Source organism: Lacibacter sp. H407 (assembly GCF_037892605.1).
GTDB lineage: Bacteria > Bacteroidota > Bacteroidia > Chitinophagales > Chitinophagaceae > Lacibacter.
The window spans coordinates 1678455-1698126 of record NZ_JBBKTU010000001.1 but is presented as its reverse complement, the minus strand read 5'-3'; the positions used below and the strand labels follow the sequence as shown (position 1 = coordinate 1698126).

The 19672-nt window shown below is 41.6% G+C and carries 24 protein-coding genes and 1 tRNA gene; 6 read left to right on the top strand and 19 right to left on the bottom strand.

Translation table 11 applies throughout. The annotated features are described in order from the left end of the window. Window positions 1–57: 57 nt before the first annotated feature. From WG989_RS07395 to WG989_RS07330, 14 genes are all read right to left on the bottom strand, one after another. Complete coding sequence (locus WG989_RS07395; protein ID WP_340428401.1) at window positions 58–591, bottom strand: DinB family protein; 534 nt, start codon at window positions 589–591, stop codon at window positions 58–60. 34 nt (window positions 592–625) lie between these two features. Continuing rightward, on the bottom strand, window positions 626–1504 hold the full coding sequence (locus tag WG989_RS07390) for a sulfurtransferase (protein WP_340428400.1): 879 nt from the start codon (window positions 1502–1504) through the stop codon (window positions 626–628). A gap of 95 nt (window positions 1505–1599) precedes the next feature. Further along, window positions 1600–2535, bottom strand: coding sequence for a TolB family protein (locus tag WG989_RS07385; RefSeq protein ID WP_340428398.1), 936 nt, complete (start codon window positions 2533–2535; stop codon window positions 1600–1602). 4 nt (window positions 2536–2539) lie between these two features. Then, on the bottom strand, window positions 2540–3286 hold the full coding sequence (locus WG989_RS07380; protein WP_340428396.1) for an ankyrin repeat domain-containing protein: 747 nt from the start codon (window positions 3284–3286) through the stop codon (window positions 2540–2542). Window positions 3287–3292: 6 nt separating this feature from the next. Beyond that, complete coding sequence (locus tag WG989_RS07375) at window positions 3293–3673, bottom strand: YciI family protein (protein WP_340428395.1); 381 nt, start codon at window positions 3671–3673, stop codon at window positions 3293–3295. 3 nt (window positions 3674–3676) lie between these two features. Continuing rightward, window positions 3677–4132 (bottom strand): DUF1801 domain-containing protein, encoded by a 456-nt coding sequence (locus WG989_RS07370; protein WP_340428394.1) that lies wholly within the window; start codon window positions 4130–4132, stop codon window positions 3677–3679. A 621-nt stretch (window positions 4133–4753) separates the two neighbouring features. Continuing rightward, on the bottom strand, window positions 4754–5278 hold the full coding sequence (locus tag WG989_RS07365) for a DinB family protein (protein WP_340428393.1): 525 nt from the start codon (window positions 5276–5278) through the stop codon (window positions 4754–4756). Next, window positions 5275–6111 carry a hypothetical protein gene (locus WG989_RS07360; RefSeq protein WP_340428392.1) on the bottom strand — a complete coding sequence of 279 codons (837 nt, stop codon included), beginning with the start codon at window positions 6109–6111 and terminating at the stop codon, window positions 5275–5277. Before WG989_RS07360 ends, WG989_RS07365 begins: the two co-directional genes overlap by 4 nt. An 8-nt stretch (window positions 6112–6119) precedes the next feature. Continuing rightward, entirely contained in the window at window positions 6120–6623 is a 504-nt protein-coding gene (locus tag WG989_RS07355) for an SRPBCC family protein (protein ID WP_340428391.1), read from the bottom strand. Between the two features lie 2 nt (window positions 6624–6625). Then, window positions 6626–7111, bottom strand: a complete 486-nt coding sequence (locus WG989_RS07350) for a DUF6265 family protein (protein WP_340428390.1) — start codon at window positions 7109–7111, stop codon at window positions 6626–6628. A 9-nt stretch (window positions 7112–7120) separates the two neighbouring features. Then, the gene (locus WG989_RS07345; RefSeq protein ID WP_340428389.1) at window positions 7121–7519 is read right to left on the bottom strand and encodes a VOC family protein; all 399 of its coding nucleotides are present in this window, start codon (window positions 7517–7519) and stop codon (window positions 7121–7123) included. A 17-nt stretch (window positions 7520–7536) separates the two neighbouring features. Next, window positions 7537–8466, bottom strand: a complete 930-nt coding sequence (locus tag WG989_RS07340) for a TolB family protein (protein WP_340428388.1) — start codon at window positions 8464–8466, stop codon at window positions 7537–7539. A 59-nt stretch (window positions 8467–8525) separates the two neighbouring features. Further along, complete coding sequence (locus tag WG989_RS07335; RefSeq protein WP_340428387.1) at window positions 8526–9041, bottom strand: ankyrin repeat domain-containing protein; 516 nt, start codon at window positions 9039–9041, stop codon at window positions 8526–8528. A 51-nt stretch (window positions 9042–9092) separates the two neighbouring features. Next, window positions 9093–9608, bottom strand: coding sequence for a hypothetical protein (locus WG989_RS07330; RefSeq protein ID WP_340428385.1), 516 nt, complete (start codon window positions 9606–9608; stop codon window positions 9093–9095). Window positions 9609–9766: 158 nt separating this feature from the next. Between WG989_RS07330 and WG989_RS07325 the strand changes: the two genes are divergently transcribed. The 4 genes from WG989_RS07325 (at window position 9767) to WG989_RS07310 (ending at window position 13975) form a co-directional block, all read left to right on the top strand. Next, window positions 9767–10003 (top strand): CAMCR motif-containing small membrane protein, encoded by a 237-nt coding sequence (locus WG989_RS07325; RefSeq protein WP_340428383.1) that lies wholly within the window; start codon window positions 9767–9769, stop codon window positions 10001–10003. 271 nt (window positions 10004–10274) lie between these two features. Continuing rightward, window positions 10275–12698 carry a zinc-dependent metalloprotease gene (locus WG989_RS07320; protein WP_340428382.1) on the top strand — a complete coding sequence of 808 codons (2424 nt, stop codon included), beginning with the start codon at window positions 10275–10277 and terminating at the stop codon, window positions 12696–12698. A gap of 141 nt (window positions 12699–12839) precedes the next feature. Continuing rightward, complete coding sequence (locus WG989_RS07315) at window positions 12840–13199, top strand: hypothetical protein (RefSeq protein ID WP_340428381.1); 360 nt, start codon at window positions 12840–12842, stop codon at window positions 13197–13199. A 59-nt stretch (window positions 13200–13258) separates the two neighbouring features. Continuing rightward, complete coding sequence (locus tag WG989_RS07310) at window positions 13259–13975, top strand: GNAT family N-acetyltransferase (protein ID WP_340428380.1); 717 nt, start codon at window positions 13259–13261, stop codon at window positions 13973–13975. Between the two features lie 117 nt (window positions 13976–14092). Here WG989_RS07310 and WG989_RS07305 read toward each other — a convergent pair. The 3 genes from WG989_RS07305 to WG989_RS07295 form a co-directional block, all read right to left on the bottom strand. After that, a tRNA-Phe gene (locus WG989_RS07305) sits at window positions 14093–14165 on the bottom strand. Window positions 14166–14358: 193 nt separating this feature from the next. Next, window positions 14359–16380, bottom strand: a complete 2022-nt coding sequence (locus tag WG989_RS07300; protein ID WP_340428379.1) for a RecQ family ATP-dependent DNA helicase — start codon at window positions 16378–16380, stop codon at window positions 14359–14361. After that, on the bottom strand, window positions 16365–16742 hold the full coding sequence (locus WG989_RS07295; protein WP_340428378.1) for a DEAD/DEAH box helicase: 378 nt from the start codon (window positions 16740–16742) through the stop codon (window positions 16365–16367). Before WG989_RS07295 ends, WG989_RS07300 begins: the two co-directional genes overlap by 16 nt. A 241-nt stretch (window positions 16743–16983) precedes the next feature. On the opposite strand from WG989_RS07295, the gene WG989_RS07290 reads away from it, so the two are divergent. Together WG989_RS07290 and WG989_RS07285 are read left to right on the top strand one after the other, a co-directional pair. Continuing rightward, window positions 16984–17958: a KpsF/GutQ family sugar-phosphate isomerase gene (locus tag WG989_RS07290; protein ID WP_340428377.1), complete on the top strand. Its 975-nt coding sequence runs from the start codon at window positions 16984–16986 to the stop codon at window positions 17956–17958. An 82-nt stretch (window positions 17959–18040) separates the two neighbouring features. Beyond that, complete coding sequence (locus WG989_RS07285; RefSeq protein ID WP_340428376.1) at window positions 18041–19123, top strand: mannose-1-phosphate guanylyltransferase; 1083 nt, start codon at window positions 18041–18043, stop codon at window positions 19121–19123. A gap of 69 nt (window positions 19124–19192) precedes the next feature. On the opposite strand, the gene WG989_RS07280 is transcribed toward WG989_RS07285, so the two are convergent. Together WG989_RS07280 and WG989_RS07275 are read right to left on the bottom strand one after the other, a co-directional pair. Beyond that, window positions 19193–19444 carry a hypothetical protein gene (locus tag WG989_RS07280; RefSeq protein WP_340428374.1) on the bottom strand — a complete coding sequence of 84 codons (252 nt, stop codon included), beginning with the start codon at window positions 19442–19444 and terminating at the stop codon, window positions 19193–19195. 15 nt (window positions 19445–19459) lie between these two features. Then, complete coding sequence (locus tag WG989_RS07275; protein WP_340428372.1) at window positions 19460–19618, bottom strand: hypothetical protein; 159 nt, start codon at window positions 19616–19618, stop codon at window positions 19460–19462. Window positions 19619–19672: the final 54 nt, after the last annotated feature.

The following is a 19672-nucleotide window of genomic DNA, read 5'->3' as shown; positions in this document are numbered from 1 at the left end:
CATTCTTTTAAAGAAATTGACATGAAGATTTAAGGTTGGCAACCCAGTATGAACGATTTAGAATAATTTTTCATTCGGCGGCTTAATGCCAACGAGACGAATGTAGATAGTGGTTTGTCCACGATGATGTGTTTGATGTTCAAATGCTTTATTCAACCAAACCAATCGAGAAAACATAAAATTACCACGTCCTGCTGTTTCGGTTAATTTCGTTACATCCATATTACGGATGTTTTCAATGGCATAATCATAACTCGTCGTTACAAAATACAGTACGGAATCGGCTGATTGTGCTGTTGTACGCTGCTCCAGGTTTTGCCCAAATGAAATACGTTGCGCACCTGTGCCATTTGCTATAAAACCAACAATGCCTTGTGAAAGATGCAGCATTTGTTGGGCGAATGTGCGGATGCTGTCTTGTGCACGGAAATTGTATTTGTCTTTCGGCATTGCATCAAGGTATTCTTTGCTGTATGCTTTTGCACGTTCCCAATCTTTGATGTAATATGCTTTGATGGAATCTGCCAGTTGTGCTTTGCTGGTAAAAGCTGCAAGCAGAATTACAACAAGCATCAGTAATTGTTTTCTCATTTTGTTCAGTTTGGTTTTAGTGTATTGAAAATCGTTAATCCTTTTTTGTTTTTTCCATTGGCAAATTCTCTAACCGGCTCCATTCCTGCATGGATCCATCATATACTTTCATGTTATATCCCAGGAACCTACCTGCCATGTACACTACACTTGCTGTTTGTCCAATGAAACAATAAGTTACGATTTCTGTTTTCTTATCGGGCACTACTGGTTGAAAATAACCGGTGAGCTGATCGATATGTTTAAATTGAAAACTTGAATCAAGCAGGTCAGGATAGGGAATATTTTTTGCGCCGGTGATATGTCCATCTCTTGGATTACCTGTCGGGTCGCCATCATAAAAACGTTTCATTCGTGCATCAACCACAACAGCCGATGGTGATTGTAATGATCTTAATACATAATCTTTATCAACCAATACCTGATTGATACTTGCAACAAAATCACCTTTCTTAATTACAGGCAATTCACTTGTTACAGGATAGCCGGTTTTCTTCCAGGCTTCTAATCCACCATTGAGATAATATACTCTTCCTGCCAAGCCGAGATATTCCAATGTAACAAACATACGTGCGGTGACAGTTACTTCGCCTTTGGTATGATAAAGAATGACTTTTGAATTTTTATTGACGCCAAGTTGTTGTAATACTTTGGTTGCTTCTTTTGCATCTGGTGGATTGAAATTTCCATCAGGAGAATTTGCTGCCAACCAATCGGGCCATAATAAACGGGCACCTTTGATATGTTCCTTTTCATAATCGAGTCTTAGAAAATTTACCTGCAGCAATACAAATTCAGGATTGTTGATATTATCGTTGAGCCATTCTGCTGTAATCAGCATCGGTGGTTCTTTTGCTTTTGTTTCTGCTGAAAGAAACAATGATGCGATAAGGATGATGATAAGTCGGTTCATAACACAAGTTTTTGTGTGAAGAATAAATAGAAGTTAGAACTCTATCAGCAAACAGGAAAGTAATTTATGACAGGCGGTTGTATCGTATAAAACAGTTAATCCTTTTTTACAATAACCGGTGCCTGTTCTGTTTTCACATCATCAGTAAGCCGTGTGATCTTTCCTGTTGTGTAATGCATGAGATAAATATCAAAATTCTTTCCTTCGTTTGTTGATTTATCCATGACCATCCATTCACCATCATCGCTCCACGCATGCCAGCCACTGCTTAATTCGCCTTTGGTTAATTGCCATTGTTTTTTACCATCAGGACTGATGGCATAGATCTGTGTTTGTTTGTTTTGCCTTGACATATAACTGATGAGCTGATGCTTGCTGTTCCATTGAGGAGGACCTGCATGATATTCAAACCAGGGGGTTGTTGTATCGGCTTTCGGAAAGTTAGTGAGTTGACGAATGGGTTGTGCCTTGTCATCAAGCAACCACAATTCGTCGGGAACTGTTTGCCGGAGGTTACGATCAGGGCGATAGCGTAACACAATTTCATTACCTGTAGGGAGAAAGATAGGATCAGATTTGTATGAAACCGTATCGTTGCTTAGTTGCTGATACTTTCCCGTTTTAATACCAATAAGAAATAACTGCTGGCGAAGTTTGCCAACACGTCCGGTAACGATCATCTCTGTCCCTTTGTTTCGGCTGCCCATCCAACTGTCTTCAAGTTGCAGATCACTGACTTTTCTTTTGTTATTTCCATCTGCATCCATCTCGTACAAGAAATAGCAACGGTGACAGGTATCAATATCACTGATGTAATACACTTTGTTTCCGTAAGCATAATATACCCACTCCACACCGGGAGTATTGGTGAGATTTTTCTTTCCTGTTCCATCCATGTTCATGCTGTACACTTCGTAATTATCCTTTTCACGATCTTCCAATACATTGTAAACAATTTTATAATTGGCGGATTGTGCGAAAGCAATTACTGCAACGAATAAGAGATATACAATTGAAACAAACTTTTTCATGCGATCAGGAATTGAGATACTTGTTTGGAACATTAACAGACGTATAATCGATATCGTATTGATGCTTCAACAAAAGTGAAACCACTTCATGAATGGTTTTTTCATTGCGGTGCATCTGCGGCAACAATCCCATCATCGCATAACTGATCGGATTGACTGATGGCAACAATGTTTCCCATGGGTAACTCTTTCCCCAGATAACTCCTTTCACGGTTATATCCAGCTTTGCCCCATGCTCCAACAGAAAATGCATCATCTCTTTTGATTGATGATTATTCTGATTCACCGTATGAAAGATGGGTGTTTGTGCACCAAAGCCAAATTCATCAGTACCTGCTGCGGCATTCACATCAGCTCCATGTTTTACCAACACTTCAGCACAGGCCACATGATTAAACTCGGCACACACATGTAATAGTGTAACTTCTTCAAGCGGTGTGTAAGCTGCACGGAACGAAATTCGCTTTGAAGGAATCGATGGATCTTTTTTAATTTCTTCTTCCAGCATTACTGCATCATTCAACAACACAGCAAGTAAAGCTCTGTCGTCGAACATCAAACCAGCGTCAACAAATGCTTTTACACAATCGTTAAAACGGGGAGAGCGTGTGTACTCACTCAGCAGTTCATAAATAAGCGGTTGATCATTGTGCAAACTATTTGCATCAAGCCCATGTGCAAAGCAATTGCGGATGCCATCTACAGCATGTAGTTCAAGTAACGTAATAATATCGTCTTCCGGAACATGCATGATTTGCTATTCGCATTTATTCACCGCTACGCCATAAGGTACAACTTTAGCCAGCATGATCTTGTTTTTCACTGCTGGATCATCCTGCATCAACTGCATAGCTTCTTTTTCATCTTTCGCATAAAAGATCACAAGGCCCATCATGCCGGGGTCGTTCAACTCCAATTGTGTTCGGCCTGCAAGAATGATGACGCCTTCACTTTTCAGTTTGAGCAATCGTTGAAAATGTTCGCCGGTAATGCCCTCGTCCGTTTTGGTCCAGTTTTTTGCGTCCTTGTATTTATCGGCCAGCGTAAGAATGCCCAGCCATTGGGGTGTTTTTGTTTTTTCTTGTGCAGCAATCTGCAATGCAAACAAGAGGCAGATAATTGTAAACAGTTGTTTCATCGTTTATTTCTTTAATTTTTGTTCATAAAGAGCGATCCATTCATCGGCCGACATTTTAGCTGCGAGTTCGCCAATGAGTTCAAATGGAATATCCTCCGGCTTTTTGTAACGGATGCAGCTTTTACCCATGTCTAGTTTTTTGGCAGAAGCTTTGGCATGAGCAGCGGTAAACCATTTCAGCAACTCAGGGCTTGCATAGATACCCATGTGGTAAACGGCAATAAAATTCTTTTGCGAAGCAATGCCCATAAATGGCAGAGGGTCTTTTGGGTTGCAATGATAGCCGGCGGGGTATTTTGAATGCGGCACGGCATAACCGAGCATACCATAACCCATCATTTCCTTGAAACCGGCTGAGAGGTTTTTTTTGATCACCGCTCTTAGTTTTTTAAAAGCTGCCTGCCGTTCTTCGGGTATTTCAGCGATATAATCGGCCGGGGAAGTTGCTGCTGATTGCATAATGGATCGTTTTAACTGAAATGAACTACAAATTAAGGTTTTACGGTTAGGCTCCAAACAGTGGGTATAGAATTTCTACTACACAAAAACTATTAGAAACAATTACAATGTAATGCGATAAGGTTCTATTGTGGGCGGCCTGCTGCTGTTGTTACTTTGTACCCACAACGATGATGATACGGACGATAACAAAGCTTACTAACTGACGATATATAACGAATTGATCCCGACGAAAAACTGTTTACCCAAAATCTACAAGTAATTATTCCTTTTTGAAAAGCCTGTTTTTGATCCGTACCGTTTACCCAAAACCCACTTGAAACCAAAAAGAGCTCTTTTAAAGTCGTTTATCCAAAGTGCTTTTCAATATCCAAACCAAAACCGTTTTTGATCTGTATGCGTTTACTCAAATCCCATTGAAACCACAACAGTTCTGAGAAAGGTCGTTTACCCGAAATTCTTATACCAATATGCCATAAGAGAACCCGTTTTGGTGCGTACCGATGAAGCCATAGTTTCCGGATATTCCTGATGATGATAAACCAGTTCTGCGAAACTATTTTCCCCTGAAACCTGAATTCCAACAATCGGCTAATCGTTTCTACGATCAGCTTTTCCTTTTCAGAAACTGAGTATCCTGAAAAATTGCGGCCAAGGCCCCATCTCTTCCACATACTGTTTCGACATTACCCTTGTGATCTGTGCGATATGAGTAAGATCGTGCACCACCCAGGTTGATAAAAGATTCCGTAAGGTTACCTCTCCCAACACAGGATGCATTCCTTTCCGCTCAAGATCAGTTTCTGTTAATTCAATTGCCTGCAGCCACGCAACATTTTCTTTTCGGATCGCTTCAAACTCATCCAGTAATTGCTCTAAGCTTTTGCCTTTGCTCTCCTCAAATTGTGCAAACCTGTCGTATGGGTCGAAGGGTTTATTTACACCATATTCCAAAATGATCTTAGCCCGCACCACCCAATCTGTTTTTTCTCCATGAATTAAATGGCCTACTACATCGTAGGGCGAAAAGGTATCAGCTCCTTCGTTGTTTATGACCCACTCTTCGCTTACTTCACGCAGCAAGCTATTTAACACAAGAGGCGTGCGTTCCAGTATTTCAACGGCCTTCTTTCTATCAAATTTCATTTCTTCGTTTGGTTAATTTGAACAAGCTCCAGTATCAATTTGCTTTTGTCGATATTGGTGTACTCCAGCAATACAAATCCGTACTGTGGATTAAAATAACTTCTCAGTTTACTCTTGCCAATACGGTTTTCAGCTTCTGCCTCTATTACAAAACAGGAGAGTACACCAAATGCTGTTTTCAGATTTTTCTCATCAACGATCTTGTAACTGTATGTGGCTTCTACTTTTCCTTTGTATTCAATAATGCGTGGATCGGACCAGCGACTATCAATTTCAGGTAAGCGCCAAGTCCATTTAGTACCTACTTTCAACGGCAGTTTTACGTATGGGAACGGACTGAACTCGGTTACGGAAAAATATTTTCCTCTGAAAGGATGCAGCCAGATGTTTTTTTCATTTTCGATCAAGCCGGTCGTTCCATCAAATAACATCTCGCCATTCACCGCAGTATATTTTTGCTGAATAATGGTTTGACTGTAATCGGGAAACAAATGATCCAGTCCACCATACCCATCAAGCACAGTAAAACGCAGGTGTTGAATGGTGAGCGAATCGATATTGCTGTTGGTGAAGCGCCAGTTCTTTGTTTGAGGATCGTTTTTCTGCTGTACCGTTACAAGTGTTGATTGCCTGTTACGATACAACCTGTACGAATACACAAACTCTTTCCCTACAGTGTAGATCTTATTATCACGGTTGAAAAAATTCTGATCGGTATTGCTTTTACCCGGCACTTCAAAATACAATCCATCCAACTGCTCGTATTGAGCCGATGCAATATTTGTTGTTACAAGCCAAAGCAGCAACAAACCAATTCGATCCATTCTTCTCATGTTTCTATTCATGCGTTGATCATATCCTGCAATTGTTCATTTTTATTCCGCAGGTCGATACCACCTTCGTACATCGATTTCAGATTAGCGAGATAAAATGTCCAGCCGGTTTTGCAACCAATATGCCATAGCTCTTTTGCTTTTTCATCGGTTGGAATATTATCCTGCAGTAATTCAACGATCATTTCATTCTGTTCTTCATAAATACGAATGCTGCAATCGCCGGCTTTGCCAAAACGGAATTTAAAAAAATCAATGCCGTTGCAATCAAGTATCTCTCCTGTTTCCGTTACCTCATCGCTATAACCAAACCAGCGCCAGCGATAGTTATCACCCGTTTGTACATATTCATCATCTGCCAAAACAGTGCCATTGGCTCTTTTATATTCACTCATGCGTAAGAACCAGTACTCAATACCTGTTCTGGTAGCCCAGGCACGGTATAGCTGTTGCGTTGTAGCATTACGGATGTTGATACGTACTGTAAAACGACTCCAATCGAACGAAGACATGCTCACTCCTTTTTACGTGAATAATAAAAGTTTGATTTTTTTACGGGAGCGGCCGCACCGTCATCGATCACTGCATGAATGGAATCGCTGTTCACCAATGTATAACTGATACGTTTGGGAAAATCATGTTGTGTATTTTCTGCTACAAAACCAGTTTCGCTATATGACGTGATCTTAAATTCCACCGGCTGCTCTCCGTTCTGATTTCTTACAGTCGGGATATAATAATAGCTACCGTTGCGAAACGCCAGTTGAATTTTTTCCAACGGAATTTCTGTTCCATCGGAACCTGTCATCATGCTTTCGCCTGCAAGTGTGCTGTCGTTAGCAACGGCCCATTTTTCAACGATGATGCCACGCCTTGTTTGCATTTGCCAGGAACCCTGCAACCATTTGAATGATTTCATATTTGCGGTGATGCCCGACAGATCAGGTAAAAAACTGCAAACAGAAACCAACAGTAGAAATGCAATGCTGTTCTTTTTCATACGTATTGTTTACTGTCTGTATTTTTCAGGGATATTATGCAAGGCAATACGATTACCTTCTGTATCTAAGAACACAGCCATATCGCCATATTCATCGGAGATCGTTGTTTTGGGAACAAGTATCTTACCACCCGCTCCTTCTATTCGGTCAAGAAAGATCTGTACATCAGGGTTGCCATTGAGATAGATCAACGGACCATCAGTAGCAGATGGCTTGTAGAAATTAGTGCCTTCCTGCACCAGTGTTCCGCCGATTCCTTTCATTGGATCATCAATTGGGAACATTCGCATTTTTGTACCCTGAAAATCCATTGGCTGCATTTGAATGTTAAATACAGCTTCATAAAATTTTTGTGCACGGTCAATGTCGGTTGCCGGAATTTCGAACCAGCTGATTGCGTTATCCATGTTGTAAGTTTTAAGGTTTATTTAAAAAATTGAGATGCGTCGATCCAGTAAATATTGTCCCACCCATTCAACGGTTGGTTGATGAGTTGTTTTAGTTCCGTTATGGTTTGCTTCTTTTCAAATGGTGTTTTAATGATGCTGTTTCTGCTGCTGCTGAAAAAGAAATATTTTTTATCGGGGCTGATGTACGGGCAATAGGTAAGTCCGGCTCCGTTAATTGCTGTTCCAAGATTTACAGATGCCATCCATTCGTCCTGTTCATTTTTTTTGCTGATGTAGAGATCGCCTGTTCCCAAGGCATCTTTTCGTTTGTAGCCGGTATAAATCACAAACTGCTCATCAGGATCAACAAACGCATTGAATTCATCGCCACTGGTATTGATCACATCAGGTAAACTAATGGCGGGTTCAAATACATTGTTGTTCCATTTGCAATACACAATATCCTCACCTTTCTCTTTCACCATTCTTGTAAAATAAATGCTGCCGCTTTTTGTGATTGACGGATAAAATTCATCGGCCATGCTGTTCACCGGTTCAGGTAACGGAACGGGATTACTCCACTTTCCATTTTCTTTTGACAGTACCCACAGGTTGTAATCTTTTGAAGAGGTGCCGGGCATTGGACGATTGGAAGCGAAGTATAATTTTTTCCCATCGGGTGAAAACGCAGGCTCCAGATCATTATAAAGTCCGGAAAAATTTGCTACTGCCGGTTTACTCCATTTGCCATTTTTCTTTTCTGCATGCAATATGGTGCTGAACATGCCGCCCCGGTATTGAACCGTGTACAACAACTCATCGTATGCCGGCGAAATCGCCATATCTCTGTTGCTTAATTCGTCTGATACAATACCGGGCGCAAACAACATTGCTTCATTGCCCGGTGCAGACTGATCAAAAAATAAAACTGAAGCCTTGCTTTGTGCAACGAGTTGTAAGCTCATCGTTATATTAACAATGAGAACTATAATCCCACGCATAATTGTATTTATATAATACTTCATTATAATGCTGCTCTTGTTTCTTTCAATCCTTTGCTTTGTAAATATTCCACCAACTCTTTTGCTTCTTCACCACCTCTGTTTGCATGATGCAATAATGTAAATCCATGCGGACCTCTTGCATTAAGGTACGAAGGATAGCTTTCGATATATGCCTTTACAATTTGTGTTTTACCCAACATCGTGAGAACAAACAAATTGGTGCGTGCTCCTTTTTCAATCAGAAAATTTGCGATGTCTTTATTGCCCACATGTCCGGCACCTTCCAATCCGGTTTCAAAATCGCCACCACCCAGATCCCATGTGGCATAGATGAGCGTTGGAAATTCAGTCAATAAAGTTTTAACCTTATCAAGATTATTGTGACCCGCACTTACAAAGTCTTTTACTTTTTCAGCAGGCAGTGGATCAGGTTTTGTTTGTTGCATTGGCTTTGTTTCCTGAGCAAGTATCATTGAAGGAATAGCAATGATGCCGCTGCCAACAGCTACGTTCTGCAGAAATGATTTACGGTTCATGATAAAGGTTTTTCTTAAAGTTCGGAAATAGATGAGAGAAATTTACCCCATTCATCCTTTTCTGCGACGGTATTCAAGATCAAATTCTGCATTCCAGGTAACACCTTTGTCTTTACTTATTTCGCCAAACTGCCGTACTTTATCGACCGACAGGTTAAAAAAAGTTAATCTTCTTATGGCCATTGTATCTTTTGAAAACAAAAATGGGTTTGTCTGGAATATAATTTTTTGATCATCATATTTTCCTTCAAGATATTCAGTAGTTCCTCCCACATTATCAACCCATGTTTGTTGCCACTGTTTTGTTGTTCTGTTCCATGTATTAAAACTTTTGCCTGCATATCGAACACCTTGATTGACGCTTGCACTTGTCCATTCTTCCAGCACAATACAACTGTCTAGTATAAGGCTGATCTTACTGTCACCAGCTTTTGTGCCATTCTTAGCAAATACATCCCATTCACCGATCCAGAAATCAAACTGTCGGTAAGCCGGGGCGCTGCAAGGTTTTTGTGCTGTAAGCTGTATTGTTATTACGGAAGCAAAAAGAAAAAGCAGATACTTCATGGTGATAAGGGTTTGATAACAAGGTAATGGTTAATACCCTCATTTTATCGCCATCCAGCAATGATTGCGCCCATTGGTATAAGAGCCCTTTTACGTGTTGGCGATTGCCGATTCTTCCTACCGGTTCTTCCCTTAACTTTGCAATTCAAACTTTGAACATGAAAAAGTGGGGATTGATGATCGTTTTTTTAGCCATTGCCTTACTGTTTACAGGCGTTGATGCAGAAGCACAGTGTTCGATCTGTACGAAGACTGCTTCGCAACTTGGTGAAAAACCAGCGAAGGCCCTGAACGGTGCTATTATCTATCTCATGAGCACTCCTTTACTTATCATTGGCTTTATTGGCTGGCGTTGGTGGAGGTTGCAAAAGAAGGATGAAGAAATGCAATCCTGATTTTACTTTTTTAGTTATGTCTCCATTTTTGGGTTCAAGCTGGCCGAATTTTAAACTCTCTGCAATTCATAAACCTCTTTAACCGTCATGTCTACGACAGGAGACATCTCTGCAATCTAAGTCTGTAAAAAATAATCATATTGATTAAACCCATTTCTACGGGAGTCGTGGAGATTCCTTCTATCGTCGGAATGACGTAATCCACCATTAATCACATTCCTTTTTTTCCTTAACGCTCATCCCGTAACTTGTATGCATCAATCAACTGCATATGAGAAAATCAATTTTACTATTGTTGCTGTTACCATTTTTTACAACAGCACAGAACCAACCTGCCGCTAAACAAGAACTTTCTTCCATTGAAGAAAAGACAAAAGGGCTGAAAAAGTACGAGGGGTATTTTAATTTTTACTGGGATGAAAACACAGGCAAGGTTTGGCTGGAAATAGACAAGTTAGATACAGAATTTTTATATGTTGTTTCGCTGCCTGCAGGTTTAGGATCAAATGATATTGGTCTTGATCGTGGTTTGTTGGGCGAAGACCGTGTGGTGAAGTTCAATAAAGTAGGGCGCAAGATCTTACTCATTCAACCCAATTACAGCTACCGTGCATTGTCGAATGATGCAGCGGAGAAACGTGCAGTAGAACAGGCCTTCGCTCAAACAACAGTGTGGGGTTTTACTACCGAAGCAGAAAGCAATGGTAAATTTCTTGTTGATGCAACTGATTTTCTGATGCGTGATGCAATGAAGGTGAGTAATACTATCCGCCGGATGCGGCAGGGAAATTATGCGCTGGATAAAACACGCAGTGCCATGTACCTTGCACGCACCAAAAATTTTCCACTCAATTCAGAACTCGAAGTAAGCGTTACTTATACCAACAGCGATGGTGAAGTAGGCAATTTTGTACAATCAGTTGCTCCTTCAACAGAAGCGATCACACTTCGCATTCATCATTCATTGGTGCAATTGCCCGATAATAATTATAAACCAAGATTGTTTGATCCACGAAGCAGTTATATCCCTGTTTCGTTTTACGATTACGCATCACCAGTTAGTGATCCCATCGAAAAGCAATATATCATCCGCCACCGGTTGAATAAGAAAAATCCATCAGCCGCAAAAAGCGAAGCTGTAAAACCGATCATTTATTATTTGGATAATGGAACACCGGAGCCCATACGTTCAGCTTTACTCGATGGCGGTAAATGGTGGAACCAGGCTTTTGAAGCAGCAGGTTATGTGAATGCATTTGATGTGCGTATTCTGCCGGATAGTGCAGACCCGATGGATATCCGTTATAACATGATCAATTGGGTGCATCGTTCAACACGTGGCTGGAGTTACGGAGCTTCTGTTGTTGATCCTCGCACAGGTGAAATTATTAAAGGACAGGTATCGCTTGGCTCATTACGTGTGCGACAGGATTATCTCATCTTCTCCGGTTTGTTATCGCCTTATGAAACAGGTATTCCTGCAAATGATCAAATGTTGAAAGCAGCATTGGCAAGATTGCGTCAATTGTCAGCACATGAAATTGGCCATACCATTGGGTTGATGCACAACTATGCGGCCAGTGTAAGCAACCGTGCAAGTGTAATGGATTATCCGCATCCAACCATTCGTGTAAATGCAAATGGTGAAATGGATTTCTCCAGTGTGTATGACGATAAAATTGGTGATTGGGATAAAGTGGCTGTTACATGGGGTTACCAGGATTTTCCTGCAGGCACCAATGAAAAAAATGCTTTGAATACTATTATCATCGATGCAAATAAAAAAGGATTGCAATTCATCAGCGATCGGGATGCACGTGCTCCGGGTGGATTACATCCGCAGGCACATTTGTGGGACAATGGTGTACATGCTGCAGACGAATTAAAAGAAGTGATGAAAGTGCGCAGCAAAGCATTGCAGCAGTTTGGTGAAAAAAATATTGTGCCTGGTATGCCGATGGCGATGCTGGAAGATGCGTTGGTACCTGTATATTTTTATCATCGCTATCAAATTGAAGCAGCAACCAAACTTGTGGGGGGTATGTATTATAATTATGCATTGCGTGGCGATGGACAACTCATCACAAAAATGTTACCGAAAGAAGAACAACGCAAAGCACTAAATGCAATTGTTGATTGTATTGATCCCAAAGTATTGATGATACCTGATCGTATTGCTGCATTGATACCACCACGACCATCGGGTTATGGCAGTTCAAGAGAATTATTCCGCAAACGTACCGGTTTATCATTCGATCAATTATCACCTGCGGAAACCGGTGCTGATCTCCCCTTCTCCTTCTTATTCAACAGCGAACGGTTGAGCCGTATGGTTCAGCAGGAAGTAAATGGAGGCTTAGGTGTAACGGAGATGATCCAGACCCTGATCGATAAAACATGGAAAGCGCCACGCAGATCAGGAATGGAAGCATTGATCCAGCAACAAACAGAGCAGGTATTATTAACGTATTTGCTTGCATCATCTGTTGATGAGAATAATTCTTTTCTTGTTCGTGCTGTTCTGCAAAAAGTATTGAGCGATCTCAAAAAGCAAATTGAGTTGCAATCAAAAACTGCAACAGGTACTAATGCCGGTCACCTGCAATTGGCATTGGAGCGCATGAAGAATCCAAAAGATGCAAAACCAACATTGCATAAAGAAGCACCGCCGGGTGCGCCGATTGGATGCGAGTAAAAAATAATTTTCACTGCTGCAAACCCCGACGAAAGTTGGAGTTTGTTTGATTTAAATGAAATGGAACGATGATCCTATTGCAAGGATCCGCTTCACAAATAGGTTGCAAAGTGCCCTTCTACTTTCGTATCAAAAAAATACATGATCCTCATCGCACAACTTACTGCTCAGCAACCCGAAGTGAAACTGCTCATTAACGGAGCCTTTGTTAATGGCTATATTCTCAGTAAACAGCTTAACACGAATGATCCCGTTCAACCTCCGCTGAACATCGGCTGGCGGATCATCGACCGTTCCAAAACCGCTGCTTCTCCCGATTGTGTTGTGTTAACAGATGCAGCTGCAACTACGGAAGCTTATCAACTGCATCCCCATTCAAACAGCACCAATAACACTGCACATAATCTTAAAGAATTTTGTGTGAACAGTGCCGATTACAAACTAACCGGTAATGAGCAAGTGACTGTGATGCTGGAAATTGATACAGATTGTGGATCATAAGCTGACTGTTATTGGCCAATACGCAGATTCATGCTGTTCGTTTTTTATCTTGCAATCCAATGACCTATTATCAGCATTTTTATCCGGAATCGGTGGACCCTCAACTGCTTGATGCCTACTTGAGCAAAGGCTGGTACCGTATCCATCAAATGCTGATCACCACTGATCTTATTTCAAAAGAGGACGAATACCAGGCGGTGTTCTGGCTGCGTTATCGATTAGAAAATTATCAACACAATAAAAAGAACCGGAAATTGTTGCTGGCAAGTGAACAATTCAGCTGCGCCATTGAGCCATTGCATTTCACCGATGAACTGGAAGAGCTCTATACAAGATACCGTTCGCAACTTGACTTTGACATGAGTGATTCTGCAAAGGCATATTTACTCGGCGACCGGAACGAAAATGTGTTCCCCTCACAGTTACTTACACTACGTGATAATGGACAGTTGATTGCTGCCGGTTGTTATGATGAAGCTGCAACATCACTCACCGGTATTCTGAGCATCTACGATCCTGCGTATAAAAAATACAGTTTGGGAAAAGTGCTCATTTTAAAAAAACTGGAAGAAGCCATCCGTTTACAAAAGGCCTGGTTTTATCCTGGCTATATCAGTCTGCACAGCAGCAAGTTCGATTACAAATTATTTCCGGATCTGAATTCCACCGAAGTATACAACCGATTAACGGATATCTGGCAACCCTATACCAGTACCAATTTGCAGGAACTGCACGAGGCGATGCTGAAGGAGTATTTGGAACAGCAGCGATTGTGATATTTCGAAAGCATTCACTTTGCCTATGATTCACTTTAGTTGAGGCGTAACTTTCTGCGTAAATCAGTGCCCATCCTGCGGCTGTAATAAAAAAGCCCCAACTTTCGTTGAGGCTCGTGGTGTGGGCCGGGATCGAACCGGCGACACAAGGATTTTCAGTCCTTTGCTCTACCGACTGAGCTACCGCACCATTCCTGAAACACGCCATTTGGTAAGTGGAAGCCTATCCTCCTTTTGTGCTTCGGGGCTGCAAATATAGAAGAATGAGCTTTAATATCGAAATCTTTGCAGCTTTTATTTCAAACCCATAATTCATTTGGCTATTGCCCATTGCCTGTTCACTAACGGCTATCGGCTAAACACTATCAGCTTGCCCTCCGAACTTACATCCCGTATTCACTCAAAAACTTGATCCGCATAATCTTCAGCTGCTCCCAGTTGTAACCACCGTCTTCCAGTTCTTGCTGCGCAATCTTTAAATCGCTGGTGCTACAGGTCTTAAAATAATCAATGATCTCTTCCTGTTCGTATTCATCGAGCCATTCATCAATGGCATAATCAAGGCGGAGTTTGGTGCCGCTGGCAGCAATGGTTTCCATCTCCTCCAGCATTTCATCCATGCGCCAGCCTTTGTTCTTGGCAATGGTTTCGAGTGGAATACGTTTGTCAACATTTTGAATGAGGTATACTTTGTTGCCGCTCTTATTCACCACACTTTTCATCACAAACTCATCGGGCTTCTCGATCTCATGTTCCTCAACATACTTCGCTACCAATTCCACAAAAGGTTTGCCGTAACGAATCGATTTGCCCTTACTTACGCCCTGGCATTTTTCCAATTCTTCCAATGTAGTTGGATAAAGCGTAGCCATATCAAGCAACGAATTCTCAAGGAAGATCACAAACGGAGGTAACCCTTTTTTCTTCGCTTCTTTCTGACGTAATTCTTTCAGCAATTCAAACAACTTATCATCTGACGCCAACCCGCCGCCACCTGCATCGGCTCCTTCATCATCATCGGCAGTAGCTTCTTCGTATAAATTATTAAGTACAATTTTGAAACTCTTCGGCTTCTTCAGAAATGCTTCACCAACCTTTGTCATCTTCAGCAAACCATATTCTTCAATGTCTTTCTGGATCAACCCATTCAATAATAATTGCCGGATCAATGAGTTCCAGAAATGCGCATCTTTTTCTTTACCGCTTCCAAATTCTGAAAGCTGATCGTGGCGGTACATCTGGATCTGTGGTGTTAACCGTCCCATGATCACGGGTATTACATATTCAGTAGCAAAACGCTCGCCCAATGCTTTGATGGCTTTCAACGCAATGATCGTTTCGTCTTTTGCTTCGATCTTTTCTTTTGGATGCAAACAGTTGTCACAGTTACCACAGTTCTCCTGTGTATATTCTTCACCAAAATAATGCAGCAATATTTTTCTACGACAAACGGAACTTTCGGCAAACGCAACGGTTTCCTGGATCATTTGTGCAGTTACTTCACGTTCGCTTAGGGGCTTATCACGCATCAAATGTTCGAGCTTGCTCACATCTTTGTGCGAATAGTACAGGATACATTTTCCTTCCATGCCATCACGGCCTGCACGTCCTGTTTCCTGGTAATAATTCTCAATGCTCTTGGGAATATTGAAGTGGATCACAAAACGGATATCTGGTTTATCAATTCCCATTCCGAACGCAATGGTGGCAACGATCACTTGTACATCTTCATTCAAAAACTGATCTTGTTTATCTGCTCTCACTTTCCCATCAAAACCTGCATGATAAGCAACGGCTTTAATACCGTTGGCCATCAACATATCGGCCAGTTCTTCAGTTGTTTTGCGGTTGAGTGTGTAAATGATGCCGCTCTTGCCTTTGTTTTGTGAAATAAACTTCACAATATGTTTTACCGTTTGATCTTTCTTGATCTTGGGTTGAATTTCATAATAAAGATTGCCTCTGTTAAACGACGATATAAAAATCTCCGGTTCACGCAATCCAAGGTTCTTCACAATATCGCTTTGTACTTTTGGCGTTGCTGTGGCAGTTAATGCAATGATTGGAATGTCTGGATTGATCTGATCCATCATTTCTTTCAATCGGCGATATTCAGGACGGAAATCATGTCCCCACTCACTAATACAATGCGCCTCATCCACTGCAAAAAAAGAAATATTCAGATCGCTGAAAAATTCAAGATTATCCTGCTTGGTCAATGTTTCCGGTGCTACATACAGCATCTTTGTTTTACCGGCGAGCAGATCATCATGCACTTCCTTGATCTCTTTTTTGGTTAATGTAGAGTTGAGAAAATGCGCCACATCATCTTTGCTGCTATAACTGCGTACAAGATCCACCTGGTTCTTCATGAGTGCGATCAACGGACTCACAATAATGGCCACCCCTCACATACCAATGCAGGCAGTTGGTAACACAAACTTTTACCACCACCCGTTGGCATGATCACAAACGTATCATTACCGGCCAGCAAGTTGGTAATCACAGCTTCCTGAGTGCCTTTAAAGGCATCGAATCCAAAATGTTCGTTGAGAGCAGCATAAAGATCAACCCCTGTTTTCATGGCGGTTGATTGTTTGCCGTTTGATTTTACGGTTGCACTACCTGATTGTCGGGCAGTTTTACTGGCGGATTCTTTTGTTTTGCTGTTTGTTTTAACTCCCTGCTGCGGAGCTTTTTTCTTAACTGTTGTCATCACTTTATTTCCTTCACTCTTTGGTTTTACAAACTGGACTTTCGTAAGCAAGTTGTATAAGAAAGTACGGACCGTACTTTTCTGGAAAGGGGCACGAAGTTACTGAAATCAGGGCGTTCGGCACCATGCCATTCGTCAAATTCCTGCTAAAAAAGTCCGATTGAGAAGATAGTTCTTTTTTACAATATATGTGCTGTGAGATTTGCACAAAGCACCCGCCAGCAAAAGGGTTTTCGCATTTCTGGCCCTCCTTCTTTTCTATTCTGCTGATTTAAAGTAGGTTTGCCCCGCCATGGCAGCAGAACAACATATCGATCCATTAGAAACAGCCCGCCGCACAATTGTTTTGGAGGCGGGGGCCATTGAAGGTTTAGCCAATCAGCTAACCGACGATTTCACCCGTATATGCAAAGTGATCCTGGAAGCCAAGGGCAGGGTAATTGTAAGCGGCATTGGTAAAAGTGCCGTAATTGCCCAAAAGATCGTGGCAACGCTTAATTCTACGGGCACCCCGGCCGTTTATATGCATGCAGCCGAGGCCATTCATGGCGATCTGGGGATGATCCTCAGCCACGATGTAGTAATGATCATCAGCAAAAGCGGCGAAAGCCCTGAGATCAAAGTGCTTACGCAATTGGTAAAGAATTTCGGCAACCAAGTCGTTGGTATGGTGGGTAACACGGAATCGTATCTGGCCAAGCAAAGTGATTTCGTACTCAATACAACTGTAAGCCAGGAAGCATGCCCCAACAACCTCGCACCCACCAGCAGCACTACCGCACAAATGGTGATGGGTGATGCATTGGCCGTGGCCTTAATGGAATTACGTGGATTTAAAAGTGAGGATTTTGCCAAGTTCCATCCTGGCGGAGCACTGGGCAAGAAACTTTATTTACGGGTAGCTGACCTCTATATTCATAATGAGCAACCAAAAGTTACGGCAACTGCTTCTCTCAAAGAAGTGATCGTGGAAATTTCAAAAAAGCGATTGGGCGCTACTGCAGTGGTGGGTGCAAATGATGAATTGCTCGGCGTAATTACCGACGGAGATCTGCGCCGGATGTTGGAAAAAAACAACCCGTTGGATGCAGTAGCGGCATCAGCTATTATGAGCATCAACCCTAAAACAATCGAAGGCGATGCGTTGGCCATTGACGCCATGGAACTGATGCGTGAAAATAATATCAGTCAATTACTGGTTGTTAACAACAAACAATATCTGGGAGTTATACATTTGCACGATTTAATTAAAGAAGGTTTGATATAAAAAGTGAATGGTGAATGGTGAATGGTGAGCAGTAAATACAAAACTCACTATCACGACTCACTATCACGACTCACTACTCACCATGAACAAGAATCACTATGTGGCCATTATGGCCGGTGGAATCGGCAGTCGTTTTTGGCCCATGAGCCGTACGGCTTTTCCAAAACAGTTTTTAGATATTCTGCATACAGGGCGCACCTTGATCCAGGGCACGTACGATCGATACCTGCAATTTATTCCTAACGAAAATATTTATGTGGTAACGGCTACCGAGTACGCACATATTGTAAGGGAACAACTACCCAATCTTCCTGCAGAAAATATTCTGTGCGAACCGTCACGCAAAAACACAGCACCCTGTATTGCCTATATTACACATAAACTGCAGTTGATCAATCCCGATGGATTGCTGATCTGTGCACCGGCCGATCATTTGATCCTTGATGCACCTGCTTTTACCAAAGTGTGTACAGAAGCGTTTGATTTTGTAAACAGCATCAACGCATTGGTAACTTTAGGCATTAAGCCAACCTATGCCAATACAGGCTATGGTTATATTCAACACGAAGCAATGCCGGTGGCCGACAGTGTGTACAAAGTGAAAACATTTACCGAGAAACCAAACCTGGAACTGGCAAAAACATTTCTTGCCAGCGGCGATTTTTTATGGAACGCCGGCATATTTGTGTGGAAGGTGAAGAATATTCTAAAAGCCTTTGAAAAATTTTTACCGGAGATCAACGAATTATTTGTTGCTGAAAAAGAATTCTTCAATACGCCAAAAGAACAGGAAGCAGTCGATCGCATTTATCCGCAGTGTACCAATATTTCGATCGATTATGGTGTGATGGAAAAAGCAGACAATGTGTATGTGATGCCATCGTCATTTGGATGGAGCGACCTCGGTACCTGGAACAGTGCTTATGAAAATATGGAGAAGGATTATTTTGGTAATGCAGTGGCCGGCAAACATGTAATGATCATTGATGCTACCAAGAATGTGGTGCATGCTGACAATAAGAAACTGGTGTTATTGCAGGGACTTGATGATTTTATTGTGGTAGATACCAAAGATGTATTACTGATCTGCAAAAAAGAAAAAGAACAGGAGATCAAAGAATACGTGGCAGAAGTGAAACGGAATATTGGAGATAAATTTTTGTAAGAGTTATTTGCTCCAATCATATCGGTTCAACACATCAAGGAATTAGGAATTAGTCGGTAATGCCCACGCTCAATTCTTATTGCTGATAAATTCAAATGCTTTGAAATCTTTCCGAAGAACGGCTTTTTTTACAAGGCCTGTGCGGGTTATGATACGGTAACGGTTGAGATCAATGAGTTCATGAGCTTTGCAGAAATTTTCTAACTCTTCCACATGATATAATACATCATGTAACCATTCAACTTCATGGTCAATAGCCTCCTGGCTCCGGTGTTCATTGTTTAGCAGAACAAGTAAATCTCTCCGCTTATTCCTCTTCATAACAGACAGCAATTTTTAATAACCCACCATTCCTTTTTTGTTGGGACAACCGCAATTACTTTTTTTCGAGGCACTGCAACCGCTTCCCAACAGCATTATCACAACTACTAACAAAAGAAAACTATACTTCGTTGAACGCTGCATATGCAAACTCACAATTTTTTTTCGGATCATTGGACAATTGTTTAAGACGTGATTTCTAAAATAACTACTTTCCGTCACAATTAT

What these genes read in the sequence shown, in the direction of transcription:
- WG989_RS07385 (WP_340428398.1), bottom strand. Translation starts at nt 2,535, where the DNA reads ATGAAAAAGTTTGTTTCAATTGTATATCTCTTATTCGTTGCAGTAATT.
- WG989_RS07330 (WP_340428385.1), bottom strand. Translation starts at nt 9,608, where the DNA reads ATGAAGTATCTGCTTTTTCTTTTTGCTTCCGTAATAACAATACAGCTT.
- WG989_RS07275 (WP_340428372.1), bottom strand. Translation starts at nt 19,618, where the DNA reads ATGATCCGAAAAAAAATTGTGAGTTTGCATATGCAGCGTTCAACGAAG.
- WG989_RS07325 (WP_340428383.1), top strand. Translation starts at nt 9,767, where the DNA reads ATGAAAAAGTGGGGATTGATGATCGTTTTTTTAGCCATTGCCTTACTG.
- WG989_RS07290 (WP_340428377.1), top strand. Translation starts at nt 16,984, where the DNA reads ATGGCAGCAGAACAACATATCGATCCATTAGAAACAGCCCGCCGCACA.
- WG989_RS07365 (WP_340428393.1), bottom strand. Translation starts at nt 5,278, where the DNA reads ATGAAATTTGATAGAAAGAAGGCCGTTGAAATACTGGAACGCACGCCT.
- WG989_RS07345 (WP_340428389.1), bottom strand. Translation starts at nt 7,519, where the DNA reads ATGGATAACGCAATCAGCTGGTTCGAAATTCCGGCAACCGACATTGAC.
- WG989_RS07285 (WP_340428376.1), top strand. Translation starts at nt 18,041, where the DNA reads ATGAACAAGAATCACTATGTGGCCATTATGGCCGGTGGAATCGGCAGT.
- WG989_RS07320 (WP_340428382.1), top strand. Translation starts at nt 10,275, where the DNA reads ATGAGAAAATCAATTTTACTATTGTTGCTGTTACCATTTTTTACAACA.
- WG989_RS07335 (WP_340428387.1), bottom strand. Translation starts at nt 9,041, where the DNA reads ATGAACCGTAAATCATTTCTGCAGAACGTAGCTGTTGGCAGCGGCATC.
- WG989_RS07310 (WP_340428380.1), top strand. Translation starts at nt 13,259, where the DNA reads ATGACCTATTATCAGCATTTTTATCCGGAATCGGTGGACCCTCAACTG.
- WG989_RS07390 (WP_340428400.1), bottom strand. Translation starts at nt 1,504, where the DNA reads ATGAACCGACTTATCATCATCCTTATCGCATCATTGTTTCTTTCAGCA.
- WG989_RS07370 (WP_340428394.1), bottom strand. Translation starts at nt 4,132, where the DNA reads ATGCAATCAGCAGCAACTTCCCCGGCCGATTATATCGCTGAAATACCC.
- WG989_RS07315 (WP_340428381.1), top strand. Translation starts at nt 12,840, where the DNA reads ATGATCCTCATCGCACAACTTACTGCTCAGCAACCCGAAGTGAAACTG.
- WG989_RS07350 (WP_340428390.1), bottom strand. Translation starts at nt 7,111, where the DNA reads ATGAAAAAGAACAGCATTGCATTTCTACTGTTGGTTTCTGTTTGCAGT.
- WG989_RS07375 (WP_340428395.1), bottom strand. Translation starts at nt 3,673, where the DNA reads ATGAAACAACTGTTTACAATTATCTGCCTCTTGTTTGCATTGCAGATT.
- WG989_RS07380 (WP_340428396.1), bottom strand. Translation starts at nt 3,286, where the DNA reads ATGCATGTTCCGGAAGACGATATTATTACGTTACTTGAACTACATGCT.
- WG989_RS07360 (WP_340428392.1), bottom strand. Translation starts at nt 6,111, where the DNA reads ATGAGAAGAATGGATCGAATTGGTTTGTTGCTGCTTTGGCTTGTAACA.
- WG989_RS07280 (WP_340428374.1), bottom strand. Translation starts at nt 19,444, where the DNA reads ATGAAGAGGAATAAGCGGAGAGATTTACTTGTTCTGCTAAACAATGAA.
- WG989_RS07355 (WP_340428391.1), bottom strand. Translation starts at nt 6,623, where the DNA reads ATGTCTTCGTTCGATTGGAGTCGTTTTACAGTACGTATCAACATCCGT.
- WG989_RS07340 (WP_340428388.1), bottom strand. Translation starts at nt 8,466, where the DNA reads ATGAGCTTACAACTCGTTGCACAAAGCAAGGCTTCAGTTTTATTTTTT.
- WG989_RS07395 (WP_340428401.1), bottom strand. Translation starts at nt 591, where the DNA reads ATGAGAAAACAATTACTGATGCTTGTTGTAATTCTGCTTGCAGCTTTT.